Source organism: Pseudomonas sp. GW821-FHT09H03 (genome assembly GCF_059415945.1).
In genome coordinates this window covers 35,744-56,038 of the sequence record NZ_JBWKOF010000014.1, presented here as the reverse complement: position 1 = coordinate 56,038, position 20,295 = coordinate 35,744, and the positions used below count along the sequence as shown (strand labels likewise).

Annotated in this window: 20 protein-coding genes; 4 read left to right on the top strand and 16 right to left on the bottom strand. The window is 59.9% G+C overall.

Annotated features, from left to right (window positions below):
• Positions 1-12 precede the first annotated feature (12 nt).
• Entirely contained in the window at positions 13-633 is a 621-nt protein-coding gene (locus tag AC07OG_RS19935; RefSeq protein ID WP_495067879.1) for an energy transducer TonB, read from the top strand.
• A gap of 3 nt (positions 634-636) precedes the next feature.
• On the opposite strand, the gene AC07OG_RS19930 is transcribed toward AC07OG_RS19935, so the two are convergent.
• The 8 genes from AC07OG_RS19930 to ppc all read right to left on the bottom strand — a co-directional run bounded on the left by AC07OG_RS19930 (position 637) and on the right by ppc (position 9,445).
• Complete coding sequence (locus AC07OG_RS19930) at positions 637-1,332, bottom strand: extensin-like domain-containing protein (RefSeq protein WP_495067878.1); 696 nt, start codon at positions 1,330-1,332, stop codon at positions 637-639.
• 2 nt (positions 1,333-1,334) lie between these two features.
• Positions 1,335-2,156 carry an isocitrate lyase/PEP mutase family protein gene (locus AC07OG_RS19925; RefSeq protein WP_495067877.1) on the bottom strand — a complete coding sequence of 274 codons (822 nt, stop codon included), beginning with the start codon at positions 2,154-2,156 and terminating at the stop codon, positions 1,335-1,337.
• Positions 2,157-2,188: 32 nt separating this feature from the next.
• A complete protein-coding gene (locus tag AC07OG_RS19920; protein ID WP_495067876.1) occupies positions 2,189-3,049 on the bottom strand; it encodes a DUF72 domain-containing protein in 861 nt (286 codons plus the stop codon).
• Positions 3,049-3,354, bottom strand: a complete 306-nt coding sequence (locus AC07OG_RS19915; protein ID WP_060541815.1) for a hypothetical protein — start codon at positions 3,352-3,354, stop codon at positions 3,049-3,051. Before AC07OG_RS19915 ends, AC07OG_RS19920 begins: the two co-directional genes overlap by 1 nt.
• A gap of 229 nt (positions 3,355-3,583) precedes the next feature.
• Positions 3,584-4,783 (bottom strand): hypothetical protein, encoded by a 1,200-nt coding sequence (locus tag AC07OG_RS19910; RefSeq protein ID WP_495067875.1) that lies wholly within the window; start codon positions 4,781-4,783, stop codon positions 3,584-3,586.
• Positions 4,784-5,109: 326 nt separating this feature from the next.
• Entirely contained in the window at positions 5,110-5,790 is a 681-nt protein-coding gene (tsaB, locus tag AC07OG_RS19905; RefSeq protein WP_060541818.1) for a tRNA (adenosine(37)-N6)-threonylcarbamoyltransferase complex dimerization subunit type 1 TsaB, read from the bottom strand.
• A gap of 88 nt (positions 5,791-5,878) precedes the next feature.
• Positions 5,879-6,526, bottom strand: coding sequence for an adenylate kinase (gene adk, locus AC07OG_RS19900; protein WP_495067874.1), 648 nt, complete (start codon positions 6,524-6,526; stop codon positions 5,879-5,881).
• Positions 6,527-6,814: 288 nt separating this feature from the next.
• On the bottom strand, positions 6,815-9,445 hold the full coding sequence (ppc, locus tag AC07OG_RS19895) for a phosphoenolpyruvate carboxylase (protein WP_495067873.1): 2,631 nt from the start codon (positions 9,443-9,445) through the stop codon (positions 6,815-6,817).
• A gap of 202 nt (positions 9,446-9,647) precedes the next feature.
• Here ppc and AC07OG_RS19890 point away from each other — a divergent pair, with 202 nt between their 5' ends.
• The 3 genes from AC07OG_RS19890 to lptF all read left to right on the top strand — a co-directional run bounded on the left by AC07OG_RS19890 (position 9,648) and on the right by lptF (position 11,780).
• Entirely contained in the window at positions 9,648-9,992 is a 345-nt protein-coding gene (locus AC07OG_RS19890; RefSeq protein WP_060541821.1) for a hypothetical protein, read from the top strand.
• 530 nt (positions 9,993-10,522) lie between these two features.
• A complete protein-coding gene (locus AC07OG_RS19885) occupies positions 10,523-10,936 on the top strand; it encodes a DUF4398 domain-containing protein (protein WP_495067872.1) in 414 nt (137 codons plus the stop codon).
• Positions 10,937-10,982: 46 nt separating this feature from the next.
• Positions 10,983-11,780, top strand: coding sequence for a lipotoxin F family OmpA-related lipoprotein LptF (lptF, locus tag AC07OG_RS19880; protein ID WP_495067871.1), 798 nt, complete (start codon positions 10,983-10,985; stop codon positions 11,778-11,780).
• Positions 11,781-11,907: 127 nt separating this feature from the next.
• On the opposite strand, the gene AC07OG_RS19875 is transcribed toward lptF, so the two are convergent.
• From AC07OG_RS19875 to AC07OG_RS19840, 8 genes are all read right to left on the bottom strand, one after another.
• Positions 11,908-12,237 carry a PA3694 family proteiin gene (locus AC07OG_RS19875; protein WP_060541824.1) on the bottom strand — a complete coding sequence of 110 codons (330 nt, stop codon included), beginning with the start codon at positions 12,235-12,237 and terminating at the stop codon, positions 11,908-11,910.
• Complete coding sequence (locus AC07OG_RS19870; protein WP_060541825.1) at positions 12,234-13,148, bottom strand: alpha/beta hydrolase; 915 nt, start codon at positions 13,146-13,148, stop codon at positions 12,234-12,236. Before AC07OG_RS19870 ends, AC07OG_RS19875 begins: the two co-directional genes overlap by 4 nt.
• Positions 13,149-13,294: 146 nt before the next feature.
• Positions 13,295-14,572: a flavohemoglobin expression-modulating QEGLA motif protein gene (locus AC07OG_RS19865; protein WP_060541826.1), complete on the bottom strand. Its 1,278-nt coding sequence runs from the start codon at positions 14,570-14,572 to the stop codon at positions 13,295-13,297.
• 29 nt (positions 14,573-14,601) lie between these two features.
• A complete protein-coding gene (locus AC07OG_RS19860; protein WP_495067870.1) occupies positions 14,602-15,156 on the bottom strand; it encodes a hypothetical protein in 555 nt (184 codons plus the stop codon).
• Between the two features lie 327 nt (positions 15,157-15,483).
• Positions 15,484-16,188 carry a TetR/AcrR family transcriptional regulator gene (locus AC07OG_RS19855; protein ID WP_177336972.1) on the bottom strand — a complete coding sequence of 235 codons (705 nt, stop codon included), beginning with the start codon at positions 16,186-16,188 and terminating at the stop codon, positions 15,484-15,486.
• 111 nt (positions 16,189-16,299) lie between these two features.
• Positions 16,300-17,802: a lysine--tRNA ligase gene (gene lysS, locus AC07OG_RS19850; protein ID WP_060541828.1), complete on the bottom strand. Its 1,503-nt coding sequence runs from the start codon at positions 17,800-17,802 to the stop codon at positions 16,300-16,302.
• 105 nt (positions 17,803-17,907) lie between these two features.
• Positions 17,908-19,003, bottom strand: a protein-coding gene (prfB, locus tag AC07OG_RS19845) for a peptide chain release factor 2 (protein ID WP_103394385.1) whose coding sequence is annotated in 2 segments (ribosomal slippage) — positions 17,908-18,930 and positions 18,932-19,003 — 1,095 coding nt in all. Because the reading frame shifts where the segments join, the coding sequence is not laid out codon by codon here.
• A 248-nt stretch (positions 19,004-19,251) separates the two neighbouring features.
• On the bottom strand, positions 19,252-20,253 hold the full coding sequence (locus tag AC07OG_RS19840) for a diguanylate cyclase (protein WP_495067869.1): 1,002 nt from the start codon (positions 20,251-20,253) through the stop codon (positions 19,252-19,254).
• Between the last annotated feature and the right edge of the window lie 42 nt (positions 20,254-20,295).

Here is a 20,295-nt window from a genome sequence, read left to right as displayed (position 1 = left end):
CGACCGAGAGAAATGTCAGACATTCAACCGACAATCACAGGTTTTATCTCGCCCTACGGCGATTACAACCTGCGAAACATCCAGGCACTGAGCGGCGTCAGTCACATCTGGCAGGATTTCTTCGCCCGTGCGCTGGCCGATCAGTCGGGTGAGGTGCTGCCTGAATCGCTCAACTTTCCACCCGTCGACCTCGACAGCCCGATCGAGCCCACTGTAGGTAGCGAACTGTTGGCACACATCGTGTCCCAGCGTTTATGCGATGTGCAGGACAACGAAGTCCGCCCGCCTGAACCGCTGTTCCTGCCGATTGCCGAGTTCGAAATGGACCTGGCCGACAAGCCGCTCCCTCCATTCCCGGCAGATGAAATCGTCGCCCAGCAAAAACAGCAGGACTTCGACAGCGGCTGGGTGCGCCCGATCGTGCTCAACGCCGGCCAGCCTGTGCCGCTAGCAGGCCCGGCGCCGCAACCCCGTGCGTTGCACCTGCCGATCGCCGAGTTCGAACTCGACCTGCTCGACAAGCCGTTCCCGCCGTTCTCGCCTGAAGAGTTGGTGGAACAACAGAAACAGCTCGACTTTGACAATGGTTGGGCGCGCCCGATCATCCTGCAGAACCTGCGCATGGCCGCCTGACCCTCAGCGACAGACCCACCACGGCCCGACATCCACATGAAAGTGATTGCGGTGGGCTGCGTTGTAGTCCGGGCTCAACACCACACTGAACATCCCGCAGGCGCCGTCGCGTACCTGGCGCAGAAACCGCGCGTCCTGATTATCCTTGGGCCAATCCTTGAGCACGCTGATGGCCCGGCCATCGGCCAGGCGAAAACCGGCGATATCCAGCGCATTGGCACTGGCATGCTGGCTGCGCCGCCCGTTCTCGCGGCTGTAGACGTTGCGACAGGCAAAGCTGCCCAGATGCTCGACTCGCGTCACCGCTTGCCCGTAGACCGCCTGCGCGGCGGGCTGCAACACATGGTGCTCGAACAGGGCAAAGGACACGGCGAGGCGGCAACTGGCGAGAAAACTGCTGCTCAGGCCCACCTCGCCACCTTGCACGCGCAAGGTACCGGTCAACGGGCACGTCGCGTCAGGGCTGTCAGCCTGGTGGGTGACGCGCAGGCCGGAACTGCCCAGCGCTTGATCGCACAGTTGCGGGTCATCACGCAGACGCATCAGCTTGTAGCGGGTCAGCAGGTTCGGCGTGGCCTTCACATCCAGCGGCGCCCAGGGGTTCCATTGCGGCGCCAGGTCGATCCAGCCGCGCCAGACGCCCACCACCGCTGCGCCGCTGATCAACAGCAGCACCAGCAGCCACCTTGCGCCACGCATGTTCAGCCTTTGAACAGATTATTGGCCTGCTGGAACGGCATGCTGCGGGAGGTGAAGCCAAAGGTGCCCGACGTGCGTATTTCTTCGGCAGCACGAAAAAACTCGCCATAGGCCGCCAGCGCCAACGCCGAACCGACGCTGATGCGCTTGACGCCCATTTCACTCAACTGCTCGACCGTCAGTTTCAAGCCACCGGACATCAACACATTGACCGGCTTGGGCGCCACGGCACGCACTACTGCCAGGACTTCCTCGGCGCTGCGCAGGCCCGGCGCATAAAGCACGTCGGCGCCAGCCTCGGCAAACGCCTGCAAGCGGCGGATGGTGTCGGCGAGGTCCGGCTTGCCGTGCAGATAGTTCTCCGCCCGGGCCGTCAGCGTGAAGTGAAAAGGCAAGCTGCGCGCGGCCGCCACTGCAGCTTCAATGCGCGCCACGGCATGTTCGAAGCAGTAGATCGGACCTTCTTCACGCCCCGTGGCATCTTCAATCGAACCGCCAACGGCACCGGCCCCGGCTGCGCGTAGAATGCTTTTCGCGCAATCGACGGGGTTGTCGGCGAAACCGTTTTCCAGATCAACCGCCACCGGCAGATCGCTGACCGCGACAATCGCCTGGACGTTGAGCAGGGTCTCGTCCAGGGTCAGTCCACCATCGGGACGCCCCCGGGAAAAAGCATAACCGGCACTGGTGGTGGCCAGCGCCTCGAAGCCGAGACTGGCGAGCATTTTCGCCGAGCCGGCGTCCCACGGATTGGGAATCACAAAAGCGCCGTTGCGTTCGTGCAGTGCCTGGAACGCCTGGGCTCGAAGGGTTTGCGCATCCATTTGGCAGCCTCCTGAACGGAAAAGAGTTCGCCTCAGAGCAGGCCAAGTTGCTCGGTGGCGGGCTCTCTGTATAGCTCAGCCAGCGCCGCCAAGCCAGGCAGGCGCTGCATCAGCATGCCGTGGAAGCGTTGCGCCAGCTTCGCCGCGAGCAGGTTGTCGGCGGTGTGCAGGAAGATGTAGGGCGTGCGGCCCTCTTCGATCCACAGGGCGATCTTTTCCACCCACGGCAACAGAAACGGGTCGTTGGCTTCGAGCAGCGGATGGCCAATGAAACGCACTTGGGGAAATCGGGTGAACGCAGCCGGACGTGGTGGAACCCGGGGCTTCTTCGATTGGGCATGGAGCACCGAGGGTTCGGTGGAGGTGCAACTGAACAGTGCTCGCGGATCGAGGCAGATACGTTCGACGCCGCGGTCGAGCAGCAGGCGATTGAGCATGCGCTCGCTGTCACCCCTGGCAAAGAAGTCGTCATGGCGCACTTCAACGGCCAACGGTCGTTCCAGGGCATCGATAAAACCGGCCAGCTCGGGCAAACGTTGTGGCGTGAAGCTTTTCGATAACTGCAACCACAGCGGCGACACCCGTTCGCCCAGAGGCTTGAGCAATTGCACGAAGGTGTCGGCGGCCGTCAATTGTTCGCGCAGATCGCCACCGTGGCTGATCTCACGGGGGAACTTGGCGGTGAAACGAAAGTGCTCGGGCATGCTCTCGGCCCAGCGTTGCACCGTATTGGCAGCCGGGCTCGCATAGAAGGTCGTATTGCCTTCCACGGCGTTGAATACCTGGGAATACAGATTCAGAAAATCGGCGGGTCTGGCGTCTGGCGGATACAGGTACTCGCGCCAGGCGTTTTCACTCCAGGACGGGCAACCAAGGTAGTAAGGCAGCGACATCAGATGTACAGGTCGAGGCCCAGCACGTCCGCTTCCCAATCGACGAAACCGGCGGTGCTCAGGTAGCTGGCCAAGGCCATTGCCGCACTTTTGCTCATGGAGCGCTGGTAGATCATGTCCTGCTGACGAGCCGGCAGATTGCTCAGTTTCTGTGCAGAGGCTTTGGCAGCACGGGCAGCCCGTTGTTCTTGCGTGGGCAACTCCAACTCACCGTCGATATCGACGTAGTCGTCTTCCGTCACAGGGCCTTTGCGAGGCTTGCGCTTGATCGGGTAGGACTGAGAGGAAACGCCGTCTATACGCATACATGCATGCTCGGAATCAGTGATGGCAGTTTAGTGGCGCAGAATCTGCTGCGCAAACGGCCGAGTGATAACTAGAACACAGAAAAGCGAAAAGGTTTAAAGCCGGGGGCAGAAAATGACGATTGGTAATCGTCTGCGGCGGCAATAGCCGTTCGCCGATCAACCACACCCCACCAGCCTATCAATTCGATAGGCTGGTCATTTAAGGCAAACTCGCCAAGGCGTCAGTTCACAACTGGACGCCATATACCGTTGGAGTGCGGGCCCCCGCGTCATTCAAATTCTCACCCGCTACAATGATTCGATTGCTTTGAACGCTGACCCCCCAAGAAAGTCCGCCTACACCGAGACTGCCCCAGCCATTGCCACCGAAACTGGTATCAGGTCTCCCATCCGGAAGTAGCCTGGCCGCAATGACCAATAACTGAAGATTGGCATTGTTCCCCGTCATGACAATTTTACCATCCGACTGAATAGCCAATGCGTTCCAGAACGTGTCTCGTTCTGCATCAGTGAGCACGGGACTCGCACCGTTGAAGCTCGAGTCTGGACTTGCGTCGGCATTGAACCGCATTACCATGCCCACTGTTCTGGAGTTTCCGATATAGGCTGCGCCAGCACACACCAATTTTCCATCGGCCTGCGCTACCATCTGCCTCATTCTCAATGGGGTTCCAGGGCTACGGTAAAAACCAAAACCTTTGTCAGCGAAAGTTGTGTCGACCTCGCCGTTGGGTGTAACGCAGGCTATTACCAACTGATCGTCAGCGGTCCCGCCGACAATAATCTTCCCATCGTCTCTTACAAGCACACTTCGCAATTCGATGGGGTAGTCAGCGTGTTTGACTTCTGCAACACCTCCGTTACCGAAACTCATATCAAGGCTCCCGGTCGCAGCAGTCAATCGTATTAACAGCGACAGCCTCCCTTCAGCAGTTTTGTAGCTGAACGTTACAAGTATTTTTCCATCGCTCTGAAGACAACCACTGACCAACTCCAACAGTACATATTCTTCATCAAGGACCGGAATCAGTACTGTGCCGAATACCAGGTCAGGACTCCCAGAGCTGTGGAAGCGCGTCAGTGCCACGCGGCCGGTACCGTCCCTTCTCGTATCACCGATGACAAGTATCTTGTGGTCCGCTTGCACCAGTACGCAGGAAGGTCTGGATTCTTCGCCGCTGACAAAACGCCACTTTACATGGCCTGTTCCATTACCGAAGGACGGATCCACGCCCCCGTCAGGCGTAGTCCGATACAAAGCGTTTTCATTCTGCCAAGCCGTAAAATAGACCGATTCGTCCGCTGACAATTGCATTGCCCGCACAGCACCACTTTGAAGATTTGGCCGGACTTGTCCTGATTCGCCGAACCCAGGATCAAGAGGCAGGGCCCCTTGAGCTTTCAATTGAGTCGATTCCATTTCCATTTCTGCTCCTGCTTCCAGCCCGGAGGACACGACAGGTATCCAAAGCGGCTTCCTGACGATAGATCGAGACGTAACGGCAAGATCCAGGAGGGGAGCCACCCCGAGCCGATGAACCGACATTCAACGCTATGTGGAGAAGCAAAAGAAACTGTCAAATATGACAGTTGCGGCAACATAAACCCTCCTGTAGAAAGGGTAAATTGCGCATGAATAGAATCAATGCAACACAGTTAAAAGCCCTTATAACCGTTGCCGGAAAAAGAGCCTTGGTCCCGCTGTGTTAGCCAGATTAGGAACTACTGAAACCTTGAAAGATTACGCATTAATCATGTTTTCGGTAATTTAGGCGTCGCCACTTTATCGCGCAGATAAACCGGCTGCGCTTGATCGGCCACGATCGCCTCGCCCCGCGCCCAGGCAAATCGCGCCAGGGTCAGCAGGTCTTCGGCGTGAGGCAGCATGCCGGCGTCCTGGCCGGTCAGGCTGACAGCAATACGCTCGGCATACCCCCAACCGGTGCCCGCGCCGAACCATTCGCCACTGGCGTCCGCCGGCAACGCCGCCACTTCCGGAGGCAATACCGCCTCAACGCCAGCCAGTCGCATCTCCCCCGCCGTTTCGCGGTAGCAACCCCAATACACTTCGTCCATGCGCGCGTCGATGGCGGCAGCGACCTGGCTGGCGCCATGCTCGCGAAAGGCGCGTTGCGCCAGCACCGCCAGGTTCGACACCGGCAACACCGGGCGATCGAGGGCGAACGCCAGGCCCTGGACCACACCGATGGCAATTCGAACGCCAGTGAAGGCCCCCGGGCCACGGCCAAAAGCGATGGCATCCACAGCTTGCAGGGTAGTCCCGGCGTCAGCGAGCAATTGCTGGATCATCGGCAACAGCTTCTGCGCATGCAGGCGCGGGATCACCTCGTAATGGCTCGTGACCTTGCCGTCATGCAGCAAGGCAACGGAGCAAGCTTCAGTCGCGGTGTCCAGGGCCAGCAAGGTGCTCATCGATGTGTCCGTAACAAGAGGTCAGAAAAAGTGCGTCAGTATAAACAACTACGGCCCGCAAGCGGGCCGTAGATCATGCAACAAGTGATCAGCTCAGGGCAGCAAGCACCTTGGAGGTGATCGCTTCAACCGAACCGACGCCTTCGATATGGCTGTACTTGGGCTTGCCATTGGCAGCGGACAGCTTCTGGTAGAAATCCACCAGCGGCTTGGTCTGCTTATGGTAGACCGACAGGCGATGACGCACGGTTTCTTCGGTGTCGTCTTTGCGCTGCACCAGCTCTTCACCGGTGACGTCGTCCTTGCCGGCCACTTTCGGCGGGTTGTAGACGATGTGGTAAACGCGACCGCTGGCCTCGTGAACACGGCGACCGGCGATACGCTGGACGATTTCTTCGTCTTCAACGGCGATTTCAACAACCGCATCCAGTTCGACACCGGCAGTCACCAGGGCTTCTGCCTGAGGAATGGTGCGCGGGAAGCCGTCGAACAGGAAACCGTTGGCGCAGTCGGACTGGGCAATGCGGTCCTTGACCAGTGCGATGATCAGGTCGTCGGATACCAGGCCGCCGGCATCCATGATGCTCTTGGCCTTGATGCCCAGCTCTGTGCCGGCCTTGACCGCAGCACGCAGCATGTCGCCGGTGGAGATTTGCGGAATGCCGAATTTTTCGGTGATGAACTGAGCCTGAGTACCTTTACCGGCCCCGGGAGCTCCCAGCAGAATGACGCGCATCGATGTGCTCCTCAATTTTTTATATGGATAACGTCAGATTCGCCTCGTGGGGCCAATCTCAAAAATAGGGTCGTGGCCGCCCAAACGGCCAAAGGCTGATCAAGATACACAGCAGGCTGCGCCCACACAAGACGGCAAAAGTCGGAGAAACCGCTGCCCGATGTGACCCGGCCACTGAGTTTTACAAGTCGCAACCCCATCATTAACTGTCGCCTGGCAGTACTTTTCCAACGGCCATGCGCGGACCTGCGGCACATCGACCGCAGGCCTGTACCCGAGGCAAAAACCTTAGCCGGTGTTACGCAAACCGGCGGCAATCCCCGCCACAGACACCAGCAAGGCCTGTTCTACGGGGCTGCCCTGTGCTACATCCTGCAGTCGCGAACGGGCCAGCAACTCGGCCTGCAATAGATGTAGCGGGTCGAGGTAAGTGTTGCGCAAGCGGATGAACTCAAGGGTGGCTGGGCTATGTGCCAGCAGCTGCGACTGACCGGTCAGGCCCAGGACGATGGTGCACGCCTGCGACAATAGGTCGCGTAAGTGCGCGCCCAATGGCAGCAGATCCGCCTCGACCAGACGCTCGTCGTAGGACCGCGCAATATCCGCGTCGGCTTTGGCCAGGACCATTTCCAGCATATCGATACGGGTACGGAAGAACGGCCACTGCTCGCGCATCTGCCCCAACAGTTCGCCTTCGCCGCGTTCCAGCGCCTTGCTCAGGGCCGCTTCCCAGCCGAGCCAGGCCGGCAGCATCAGGCGTGTCTGGGTCCAGCCGAAGATCCATGGAATCGCCCGCAGGCTCTCGATCCCGCCGGCCCGTCGCTTGGCCGGCCGGCTGCCCAAAGGCAAGCGGCCGAGTTCCTGCTCCGGGGTGGACTGGCGGAAGTACTCGACGAACTGCGGATTTTCCCGCACCACGGCGCGATAGGCGCTGACACCGTCGGCCGCCAGTTCGTCCATCAAGTGTCGCCACTGAGGTGTCGGTGGTGGCGGTGGCAACAGGGTCGCTTCAAGCACCGCCGCCAGATAAAGGTTGAGGTTCTGTTCGGCGATGTCCGGCAGGCCGAACTTGAATCGAATCATTTCCCCCTGCTCGGTGGTTCGGAAGCGCCCCGCCACCGACCCCGGCGGCTGCGACAGAATCGCCGCATGGGCCGGGCCGCCGCCACGGCCCACGGTGCCGCCGCGACCGTGGAACAGCAGCAGTTCCACTTGCTGTTCGCGGCAGATATCCACCAGGCGCTCCTGCGCCCGATACTGCGCCCAGGCCGCCGCCGTGGTGCCGGCGTCCTTGGCCGAGTCGGAGTAGCCGATCATCACTTCCTGCGGCCCTTGCAGGCGAGAGCGATAACCCGGCAACAGCAACAATTTCTCGATCACCGGGCCGGCGTTGTCGAGGTCGGCCAGGGTTTCGAACAGCGGCACCACACGCATCGGCCGCAACACGCCGGACTCTTTGAGCAGCAATTGCACGGCCAGCACATCGGAAGCGGCGCCGGCCATGGAGATCACGTAAGAACCCAGGGACGCGCCCGGTGCGGCAGCGATTTCCCGGCAGGTCGCCAGTACTTCGGCGGTGTCGGCAGAGGGTTTGAAGTAAGTCGGCAGCAATGGTCGACGGTTGCCCAGTTCGCGCAGCAGGAAGGCGATGCGCTCTTCCTCGCTCCAGTCTTCGTAGCGACCCAGGCCCAGGTAGTCGGTAATTTCGGTCATGGCACCGGTGTGCCGCGACGAGTCCTGACGCACATCGAGGCGCACCAGGAAAAGACCGAAGGTGACTGCCCGGCGCAGGCAGTCGAGCAACGGGCCGTCGGCAATCACGCCCATGCCGCACTCGTGCAATGACTGAAAGCACAGCTCCAGCGGGTCGAGCAGCTCACGGTTGTTTTGCAGCACATCGGCCGGTGCCGGCGTCGGCGCCGACAATGCGCTGTGCGCCCAGTTGCGCGTCGCCCGCAAGCGCTCTCGCAGCTGTTTGAGCACGGCCCGGTAAGGTTCGGCGCTGTCGCCGGCCTTGGCCTTGAGTGCTTCGCTGGCCTGTTGCATGGATAATTCAGCGGCCAGGTGATCGACATCGCGCAAATACAGGTCTGCCGCCATCCAGCGCGCCAGCAGTAGTACTTCGCGGGTGACCGTCGCCGTCACGTTGGGGTTGCCGTCGCGGTCACCGCCCATCCACGAGGCAAAGCGGATCGGCGCCGCTTCCAGTGGCAAACGCAGGCCAGTGGCGGCATGCAGGGCCTGATCGGCCTTGCGCAGGTAATTGGGGATCGCCTGCCACAGCGAATGTTCGATCACCGCGAAACCCCATTTGGCTTCGTCAACCGGTGTCGGGCGGGTGCGGCGGATTTCTTCGGTGTGCCAGGCTTCGGCGATCAGGCGCTGCAACGTGGCCTGGATCTGTTCCCGCTCGCTAGCGGTCAGGTCGCGGTGGTCCAGCGCCGCCAGTTGCGCGGCAATGGCGTCGTATTTCTGGATCAGCGTGCGCCGGGCGACCTCGGTCGGGTGCGCCGTGAGGACCAGCTCGATCTCCAGTCGTCCCAATTGCCGGGCCAGCGCCTCGGCACCGTGCCCTTCGGCGCGCAGGCGCGCGAGCAATTCAGGCAGTACCCGGGCTTCGAACGGCGCGGCCTGGGTTTCTTCGCGACGGTGGATCAGTTGGTACTGCTCGGCGATGTTGGCCAGGTTGAGAAACTGGTTGAACGCCCGCGCCACCGGCAGCAATTCGTCTTCGGTCAGTTGATTGAGACTGGCGCTGAGCTCGGCATCCATGGAGCCGCGACGGTCGGCCTTGGCGCCCTTGCGGATCTGCTCGATCTTGTCGAGAAACCCCTCGCCATACTGTTCACGAATGGTGTTGCCCAGCAGCTCACCCAACAGGTGAACGTCTTCGCGCAAGCGTGCATCAATATCGGTCATCAGCGGGTCTCCAGCAAAGAATCCGGGCGGCTTTTAACCTAGAGAGTGCCGCTCCAGACGGGTTCTTACAAGCCAGACGACGAAGTGACGTCAAACTTTGCCGGTTGAAGCTAGTCTCAACAGAAGGCCGTACAACGACCTTCGCCGGCACTTGCCGGACACTCACACTGCCTGCCACGAGCAGACGCACCATGAGGTCTCTATGAAAATCCGCGAACTCGCCCACCATTGGGAAGAAAACGCCAAGGGTCGCCTGACCGATACCGGCTACTCGATTCATCTGGACGTGGAAGCCGCCGCCCGCCTGGCGGCGATCATCGATATGTACCCCAAGCGGCATCCCGAAGAACTGCTCGGTGACCTGATCGGTGCCGCCCTGGAGGAACTGGAAAGAAGCTTCCCCTATGTGAAAGGCTCGACCGTGGTCGCCACCGATGAAGAGGGTGATCCGCTGTATGAAGACGTCGGGCCGACCCCGCGTTTTCTGGCACTGTCCCGTCGCCATCTACACGATTTGGCAGCCGGCGACGACAAGCAGAAACACTGATCTCCCTCCCCGCCATACCTGCTCGCGATGGACTCAATTACACCGTGGGGAACCAGACTCCCCGCGTAATCGTTAACCACCATCGCGAGCAGGCTCGCTCCTACATGGGAATACGATCCACTGCAGGAGCGAGCACGCTCGCGATGGACTCAAGACCACCACGGCGAACCAGACGCCCCGCGTAATCGTTAACCACCATCGCGAGCATGCTCGCTCCTACCTGGGAATACGGTCCACTGTAGGAGCGAGCACGCTCGCGATGGACTCAAGACCACCGCGGCGAACCAGACTCCCCGCGTAATCGTTAACCACCATCGCAAACATACTCCACTCCCAAAAACACGGCCTGGAACCCTGCCGACTCCGTCACGGTTTTTCGATAGCTGGCTAAATTTCTCTGAACTTTCGAAAAAAGCTCCGGGTCAACCAGGTAACCACACCTGGGACGAGCGTTTCAAATTCTCTCGAATTAGACGGTTCGCGGCTCCTTGCCCAGGATGGATTTTCAACGTTTATCAGGAGTTGACCCAATGGAGTTGAAGACTATGAAAACCCGTACTGGCATCCCCTCGTTCACCCACCTGCGCAGTTTGAAACTGGCGGCGCTGGCCCTCGGCACCGGCCTGATTCTGGCCGGTTGCGCCGGTAACCCTCCCACCGAGCAATACGCGGTAACCCAATCAGCCGTCAACGACGCCGTGAGCGCCGGTGGCACCGAGTTCGCCGCGGTGGAAATGAAATCCGCCCAGGACAAGCTCAAGCAGGCCGAGATCGCCATGCATGACAAGAAATACGACGAGGCCCGACTGCTCGCCGAACAAGCCGAGTGGGACGCCCGCGTGGCCGAGCGCAAGGCCCAGGCCATGAAAGCTGATCAGACGATGAAGGACTCTCAGAAAGGGGTCCAGGAACTGCGTCAGGAAAGCCAGCGCACCGTTCAATAAACGCCGCGGAACGACGTATTTCTTATTCGACTAAAAGGACGAAACCATGAAGCGCACACAATTGATGATCCCTGCCCTGCTGGCTGTCACCGTTGCCTTGGCGGCCTGCTCCACGCCTCCCAACGCCAACCTCGAACAGGCCCGCACCAATTACGCCGGCCTGCAGGCCAACCCGCAGGCAAGCAAAGTCGCCGCTCTGGAAACCAAGGAAGCCAGCGACTATTTGAACAAGGCCGACAAGGCCTACATGGACAAGGAAGACGCGGCCCAGGTTGACCAACTGGCGTATCTGACCAACCAGCGGGTGGAAGTCGCCAAGCAAACCATCGCCCTGCGCACCGCCGAAGCCAATCTCAAAGACGCCTCGGCGCAACGGGCCCAGGCCCGCCTGGATGCCCGCGACCAACAGATCAAACAGTTGCAGAACAGCCTCAACGCCAAGCAGACCGATCGCGGCACCCTGGTGACCTTCGGTGACGTACTGTTCGCCACCGACAAAGCCGAGCTGAACTCCAACGGTTTGGTCAACACCAACAAACTGGCGCAGTACCTGCAGGAAAACCCGGACCGTAAAGTGATTGTCGAAGGCTATACCGACAGTACCGGTACGGCTTCGCACAACCAGTCGCTGTCGGAACGCCGAGCAAATTCCGTGCGTGCGGCGCTGGTGAAGATGGGTGTTGATCCGACGCGCATCGTCGCCCAGGGTTATGGCAAGGAATATCCCGTAGCCGATAACACCAGTACTTCGGGGCGGGCGATGAATCGTCGGGTAGAAGTGACTATTTCCAATGACAACCAGCCGGTGATTCCGCGTTCGGCGGTGAGTGTCAACAGCCGATAACGGGTGGAAATACGTAACCAATGTGGGAGCGGGCTTTCTCGCGAAGGCGGTGTGTCAAACAACAGTGATGTTGAATGTAAGACCGCATTCGCGAGCAAGCCCGCTCCCACAGTTGATTTATCCAGTCTTACTGCTCCAGCTTTTGCGGCGTTTCCTGCCCCATGCAACGCACCGCTTTCTTCTTGCTGTCCACCAGCACCCCGGTCAGGCCTTTCTGGTCCATGTCGAACAGCACCAGCACACCATCAACGCACTGCGCCACTTGCGAGGCCGGCTCCAGGGAGACTCGGTAGTCTTCACCCGGCACCGTCTTGAGCATGGTGAACTCGCTGAGCAGCAGCGCGTCTTCGGGTTTGGCAAAGTGCAGGTAGCCGTACCACCACAGGGCAGCTACCGTGCCGAGGATGCTGCAGATACCGGTGATGATCAGCGGGATGGCGTTACGTTCTTCACTCATTGCGGACTCTCTGGTGGTTCATCTTCAGAATGCTGGGGCGCCGGGTAATTGGGGATTTCACCCAGGCGGCGCAGACCGTTGAAATGCTGCGGGTCATCAAGATAACGCAGCATGACGTTGCGCCAAACCGGGTCGGCGAAGGTCTGCACATGACCACCACGGGTCAGTTGCAACACTCGCGGCGGCGGCGCAGCTTGATACAGACGGATGCCGTTGGAAAGAGGCACGATCGGATCGTCGATGCTGTGGTAGATCAGTTTCGGCACGCCTTTGAGTTGCGCGATTGAATTGATCGCACTGTCACCATCCGGTACCAGCCACGACAGCGGCACCTGAAATGGCCAGGTCAGCCATGACGTACTCAGGACAAATTGCCCGACGTCGCGGTAGCTGGCGGGTGCGCCATCGAGCACGATGGCCTTGAGTTGCTTCTGCCGTTGCGGGTGCTGCACCAGATAATGCACGGCCATCGAGCCACCCAGGCTCTGGCCGAGCAAGACCAGCGGCTTGCCCTTGACCTCGGGTGCCTGGTCGAGCCATTTGAACGCGGTGTCGATGTCCTGATAGATCCCCGACAGGCTCGGTTCGCCCTCGGACAGGCCGTATCCGCGATAGTCGATCAGCAACACTTGGTAACCGTTTTTCGGCAACCAGAAGCTGCCGCCGAGGTGCATAGGCAGGTTGCCACCGTTGCCGTGCAGGTGCAGGACAGTGCCTTTGACTTCGACACCCTGCTTGGCCGGCAGCCACCAGGCATTCAGCTTGAGGCCGTCGGCGGTGGTCAGGGTGACCTCGCGGTATTGAAGCCCGGCTTTTTCCGGGGTGAATAGCTGGCCGGGTTCAGGGTAGAACAGCAACGAGCCGCAACCGCTCAAGGTCAGGAGGAGGCAAACGATGCCGAGGATTCTCATCCGTTGAAGCCTCGCATTAATGGTGGTTGGAACACAGAACGAATGTGGGAGCGGGCTTGCTCGCGAAAGCAGTGTGTCAGTCAATAGACGTTCTGAATGTTAGACCGCATTCGCGAGCAAGCCCGCTCCCACAGGGGCCGACTCACTCACAGGATGTTGGAGTAATCCGCCTCGATCCGGTCCAGGCTCAGGTGGTTGAGGAAGTTGGAGAAGCACATCCACGCCGACAACGCGTTCATGTCGCGAAACTGTTCCGGCAGGTACTTGGGCGGTACCACCAGGCCTTCGTCCACCAGCTGGCGCAAGGTGCGCATGTCTTCCAGCGTGGTCTTGCCGCAGAACAGCAGCGGAATCTGCTCCAGCTTGCCTTTGCGCACCGCCAGCTGAATGTAGTTGTAAATCATGATGAAGCCCTTGAGATAGGACAAGTCTTTGGTAAATGGCAGACCTGTCGGCACCGAACCGCGGAAAACGCGGCTGGTGTTGCTATAGCTGTCAGCCATCTCGAAGCCTTGCTCACGGAAGAACTCGAACACCTGCAGGAAGTCGGCGCCCTCCTCTACCATATGAATCGCCCGGGTGCGGTTGGTCAGTTTGCGCAAGCGACTGGGGTAGGAAGCGAAGGTGATGATCTCCATCAGGATCGCCAGGCCTTCCTGGGTCACCGTGGACGAGGGCGGGCCTTTGGACAGGAAGGTACAGATAGGCTGGTTCAAGCCGTTGAGCGTGGTGCCAACGTGCACCAGCCCTTCGTGGACTTCCAGGGCGCGTACGTCGCGCTGGTTGAACATCGCATCGGTGCGGATCTTGATGTAGTCGGCACCGGCCGCCGCATCGGCAACAATCCCGTCGGATTCGAATACCCGGATGGTTTCCTCGGCCTCGCCAAACACTTTGTTCAGGCGATGCTGCAGCATGTCCACCGCTTCCTTGGCGGTCAGCGTCTTGGGTTCATCCTTGAGGTCACCACGGCCGTCGATGTTGTTCAGGTAGTCGGACAGCATCAGGCCCAGGTCGGACAGGGTCGGGTCTCCGGCGTGGAACGCATCGGAAGCGGCGCCGTAAAGTTCCTGGGAAATCAGGCCGAAGTCCTCGGTGCCGCGCGCTTCGAGCATGCGCACTACCATGCGGTATTCCTTGCACATGCGCCGCATGATCTGCCCGACCGGGTTGAACTGGCCGAGCTGGCGAGTGATGTCGCGCTCGATATTCTGGAATTCCAGCTTCACCTGGCTGGAGTCGAACGCCAGAGGCCGGTTGAGGTAGTAGTCGCGATCCACTGCGGGCATTTCCTTGCCCTTGGCCTTCAGGAAGCCTTTGCGAATGTTGTCATCCCATTTGACCGCATCGAGTACGCGAATCGGCGTCTGCGCCAGCACAATGCGGTCAGACAAAATGCGTATCGACTGCTGGTAATCGTCCACGCGGAACTCCTGTAGAAAAACGTGCCGGGTTATTTGGTTTTGGCCTGGTGCTGGTAGCGCACGGCCTCGACGAACACATCGGTATTGGCCGGGTCGTCGAGGTACGCCGAGACTTGATCCATGTTGCTGTCGATCAACACACCATCGCCATCGTCAGTCTGGAAACCTTGGCCGCTCAGGGAGCGTTGTTTGATGGCCTGGTTGATCTGGTCGAGGTCGAGGTTATAAACCACCAGTTCATGTTTGTCGGTGAGTTCGAAGCCGGCGATAGTGAAATGCCCGCCGAACTGCGCCGGCACTTTCGCCGACAGATACCAGCGATTGCCATGACGCGACACGGTGAAGGGAAAGGCTTCGCGCTCCTTGGGTCTGGCCCTGTAGTAGCTGACGGCCTGATAGCGATTATCGCCGATGCGGGTCAGCTCCAGGTTGAGCGGCTCACCCCAGGCGTTGGTGCTGGTCCATTCGCCAAGCAGCCCTTTGGGCGCGGGCTCGCTGGTGGGCAGCGGCGCCTTGAACGTCACCAGGCAGCCGCTGAGCAGCAGGAACGACAAGGCGATCACAACGACACGCCAGACTCTCATTCAACACTCCCTATCGACACGCTTCGCCCTCAAATGACCACCTCAGCCTGTGGACGCGAGCCCGTGGCGAGGGGCTTGTGTGGCAAGAGGGCCTGTGTGGCAAAGGGGCTTGTGCGGCCCGGGGGCTTTTGTGGCGAGGGGGCTTGCCCCCGTTGGACTACGCAGTAGTCCCTGTTTTGGGGCCGCTTCGCGGCCCGACGGGGGCAAGCCCCCTCGCCACAAAAGCAACCCTAGCCACACAAGCACCCTAGCCACAAAAGTCCCTTTGCCACAAAAGTCCCCCGGCCACAAAACCCCTCTCACCACACAAGCCCGCTCTTACAGGAATCACACCGACGCCAGCACCAAATGCATGTAACGCGTCAGGATACCGAGCATTTCCTCTTCGGCGTCAGGTTCGGCGTCATTGAGCAGGCCCTGATATTCCATCCGCCCGATAATCGCCGTCAACACTTTGGCATCCTGGTCAGGCTCACGGGAACCCAGTACCTGAAATAACTGGCAGGTGCCCTGCAGCAGAATCTGCTGATGCGAGCGCACCAGTTGGGCCAGGCGCGGGTTGAGCAACGCTTCCTGACGAAACGCCTGCTCGGCCATCAAGTGCTCGCGGCGGTTGACCAGTTGCCGATGGACATAGTCGGTCATCAGCCGTGCGATGTTGTCCGCCAGCTTCGAGCGCGCCTGCGGGCTGCCGTCGCCGCTGTCGACCATCTCGCGCAACAGGCCTTCATTGTTGATCCACAACTTGGCCATGTAGGCCGCGCTGCGCTCAACGTATTGGGCGAAGGTATCGTTGAGCAGGTCATCGATATCCTTGAAATAGTAGGTGGTCGCCGACAATGGCACCGCCGCCTCGGCCGCCACCGCACGGTGGCGTACCGCCCGCACGCCATCGCGCACGACGATGCGCATGGCGGCATCGAGGATGTCCTGTCGACGCTGCTCGCTGCCCTGTCGGCTGGCCTTGCGGCCCTGGTACTGAACACTTTCAGCGACCGCAGTGGCGATATCCGCTGCACCTTCTTGAGCTATTGCACGAATCACGACAGGTATTTCCTCTCAGGTGAAAGTCACAAGTTGATACGTTTGTACCAGACAGGCAATAAAAAACCGCCTGAAGAGGCGGTTTTTTAAGTGAAACACTTACGCTTGCGGCCGCATGTGCGGGAACAGTATCACGTCGCGGATCGACGGTGAGTTGGTCAACAACATCACCAGGCGGTCGATGCCGATACCTTCACCGGCCGTTGGCGGCATGCCGTATTCAAGGGCACGCACGAAGTCGGCGTCGTAGTGCATGGCTTCGTCGTCACCGGCGTCCTTGTCGGCCACCTGGGCCATGAAGCGCTCGGCCTGGTCTTCCGCGTCGTTCAACTCGGAGTAGGCGTTGGCGATTTCACGGCCGCCGATGAACAGCTCGAAACGGTCGGTGACGTTCGGGTTGTCGTCGTTGCGACGGGCCAGCGGCGACACTTCGAACGGGTACTGGGTGATGAAGTGCGGCTGCTCCAGTTTGTGCTCGACCAGCTCTTCGAAAATCATCACCTGCAATTTACCCAGGCCTTCGAAACCCAGCACCTTGGCGCCGGCTTTCTTGGCGATGGCACGGGCCTTGTCGATGTCGTTCAGGTCGTCAGCGGTCAGCTCAGGGTTGTACTTGAGGATCGAGTCGAACACCGACAGACGCACGAACGGCTCGCCGAAGTGGAACACCTTGTCGCCGTACGGCACATCGGTGCTGCCCAGAACCAGCTGCGCCAGCTCACGGAACAGTTCTTCGGTCAGGTCCATGTTGTCTTCGTAGTCGGCGTAAGCCTGGTAGAACTCCAACATGGTGAATTCAGGGTTGTGACGAGTCGATACGCCTTCGTTACGGAAGTTGCGGTTGATCTCGAACACTTTTTCAAACCCGCCAACAACAAGCCGCTTGAGGTACAGCTCAGGCGCAATGCGCAAGAACATTTCCATGTCCAGCGCGTTGTGGTGGGTTTCAAACGGTTTGGCTGCCGCGCCGCCCGGAATGGATTGCAGCATCGGCGTTTCCACTTCCAGGAAGTCACGCTTCATCAGGAAGGTACGGATGTGGGCGATGACTTGCGAACGCACGCGGAACGTCTGGCGCACGTCTTCGTTGACGATCAGGTCAACATAACGCTGGCGGTAGCGCTGCTCGGTGTCGGTCAGGCCGTGGTGCTTGTCCGGCAGCGGGCGCAGGGACTTGGTCAGCAGGCGCACGTTGGTCATTTCAACGTACAGGTCACCTTTGCCGGAACGGGCCAGGGTGCCTTCGGCGGCAATGATGTCGCCCATGTCCCAGGTTTTCACCGCGGCCAGGGTTTCTTCGGACAGAGTCTTGCGGTTGACGTAGACCTGGATTCGTCCGGTCATGTCCTGGATTACCATGAACGAGCCACGGTTGAGCATGATACGACCGGCAACCTTGACCGGGATCGCAGCCTCTGCCAGCTCTTCCTTGGTCTTGTCCGCGTACTGTTTCTGCAGCACATCGCAGTAGTTGTCGCGGCGGAAGTCGTTGGGGAAGGCATTGCCCTTGGCGCGCTCGGCAGCAAGCTTTTCCTTGCGCAGGGCGATCAGGGAGTTTTCTTCCTGTTGCAGGGCTTGCGGGTCGAGTTCTTGGTCGCTCATGTCTTTAAATATTCCATCACGGGTTCGTTGCCCCCGGCCTGCGGCCGGAGATCGCCAGCAAGCCGGCTCCTACAAGGGATCGAGACCGATCCCGTATTGCATGTCTTACAGCCCGGATTTCAGGCTGGCTTCCAGGTATTCGTCGATATCGCCGTCGAGTACCTTGTCGCAGTCGCTGCGTTCGATGTTAGTGCGCAAATCCTTGATCCGCGAGGCATCCAGCACGTACGAACGAATCTGGTGACCCCAGCCGATATCGGACTTGGTGTCTTCCAGGGCCTGGGAGGCCGCGTTGCGTTTCTGCATTTCCTGCTCATACAACTTGGCCCGCAGCATTTTCATGGCGGTGTCCTTGTTGGCGTGCTGGGAACGTTCGTTCTGGCAGCTGACCACGGTGTTCGTCGGTACGTGGGTGATACGTACGGCCGAGTCGGTGGTGTTTACGTGCTGACCACCGGCACCCGAGGAACGATAGGTGTCGATCCGCAAGTCTGCCGGGTTGATTTCGATTTCGACCTTGTCATCGATCTCCGGGGAAACGAACACCGCAGAGAAAGATGTGTGACGACGATTGCCGGAGTCGAACGGGCTCTTGCGCACCAGACGGTGCACGCCGATTTCGGTACGCAGCCAGCCAAAGGCGTATTCGCCCTTGATGTGCACGGTGGCGCCCTTGATCCCGGCGACTTCACCGGCGGACAGTTCCATGATGGTCGCGTCGAAACCGCGTTTGTCAGCCCAGCGCAGGTACATGCGCAACAGGATGTTGGCCCAGTCCTGGGCTTCGGTGCCGCCGGAGCCGGCCTGGATGTCCAGGTAGGCGTTGTTCGGGTCCATTTCGTGGCTGAACATGCGGCGGAATTCAAGCTTGGCGAGGTTTTCCTCGAGACGGGCCAGCTCGGCGACGACATCGCCCACTGCGCCTTCATCGTTTTCTTCGACGGCCATGTCCAGCAGGTCGCGGCAATCGGCCAGACCGGTGTTCAGTTCGTCCAGGGTTTCGACGATCTGCGCCAGTGCAGCACGCTCGCGGCCCAACTCCTGGGCGTATTCAGGTTTGTTCCAGACACTCGGATCTTCAAGCTCGCGATTGACTTCAGTCAGACGCTCATGCTTTTGATCGTAGTCAAAGATACCCCCGAATAGTTTCGGAGCGCTCGGACAGGTCCTTGATGGTGTTAAGGATCGGGTTGATTTCCATGGCGGGCAGCACTCGTTGGCGAACTTTTGAAAGCCGGCGAGTATACCGGTAAACGGCCAAAAACGGCAGTCCGCCTGGCCGAAAAGGCATGTAAACAGGCAATCCCTGAAACGACGCAGACCCCTGTAGGAGCGAGCCTGCTCGCGAAAAACCGCAAGCACCGCTTGGTATCTGGCTTTAAGCGCTATCGTTCACGCCCATCGTCGGATCGCCGCCCGGAGCCTGCTCGCTCCTGCACAGGATACGGTTTACCCGACCCCAACCTGATTACGCCCATTTTTCTTCGCCAAATACAGGCCCTTGTCCGCCGCCGAGATCAGGTCGCGGTAATTGCCTCCCGGTTTCGGGATGATGGTCGACAGGCCGATGCTGACGGTCAGGCTTGAACCTTCACTTGGGGAGTTGTGCGGGATTTTCAGGGCTTCGATGGTCTGGCGCAGTTTTTCCGCCACCAGTCGGGCACCGCCCGGCGAGGTGTTGGGCAGCACCAGGGAGAATTCTTCGCCGCCGTAACGGGCCGGCAGGTCGGAAGGCCGGGCGCTGGCGTTGCGGATCGCCTCGGCCACCTTGCGCAGGGCTTCGTCGCCTTCCACGTGACCGAAGTTGTCGTTGTAGGCCTTGAAATAGTCGACGTCGATCATCAGCAACGACAACTGACTCTGCTCGCGCAACGCACGGCGCCATTCCAGTTCCATGTATTCATCGAAATGCCGGCGGTTCGACAATCCGGTCAGGCCATCGGAGTTCATCAGGCGCTGCAGCACCAGGTTGGTGTCGAGCAACTGTTGCTGGCTGACCCGCAACGCCCGGTAAGCGGCGTCGCGCTGCAACAGGGTCATGTAGGACCGCGAGTGATAGCGGATGCGCGCGACCAGTTCGATGTTGTCCGGCAGTTTGACCAGGTAATCGTTGGCGCCGGCGGCGAACGCCGCGCTCTTGATCATCGGGTCTTCCTTGGTCGACAGGACGATGATCGGTATGTCCCGGGTCGCCGGATGATTGCGGTATTCGCGTACCAGGCTCAGGCCGTCCAGCCCCGGCATCACCAGGTCCTGGAGAATCACCGTCGGCTTGATGCGCACCGCTTGGGCGATCGCCTGGTGCGGGTCGGCGCAGAAATGGAAGTCGATGTTCTCTTCATTCGATAATCCACGGCGCACGGCTTCGCCAATCATCGCCTGATCGTCCACCAGCAATACCATGGCGGCGTTTTCGTCGCTCTTGAAGTCGTCGATCTGTAAATCATTCATGTGCGGTCACCTGAGTACTGCCTGGGCCAGGGTTGCGAAAAA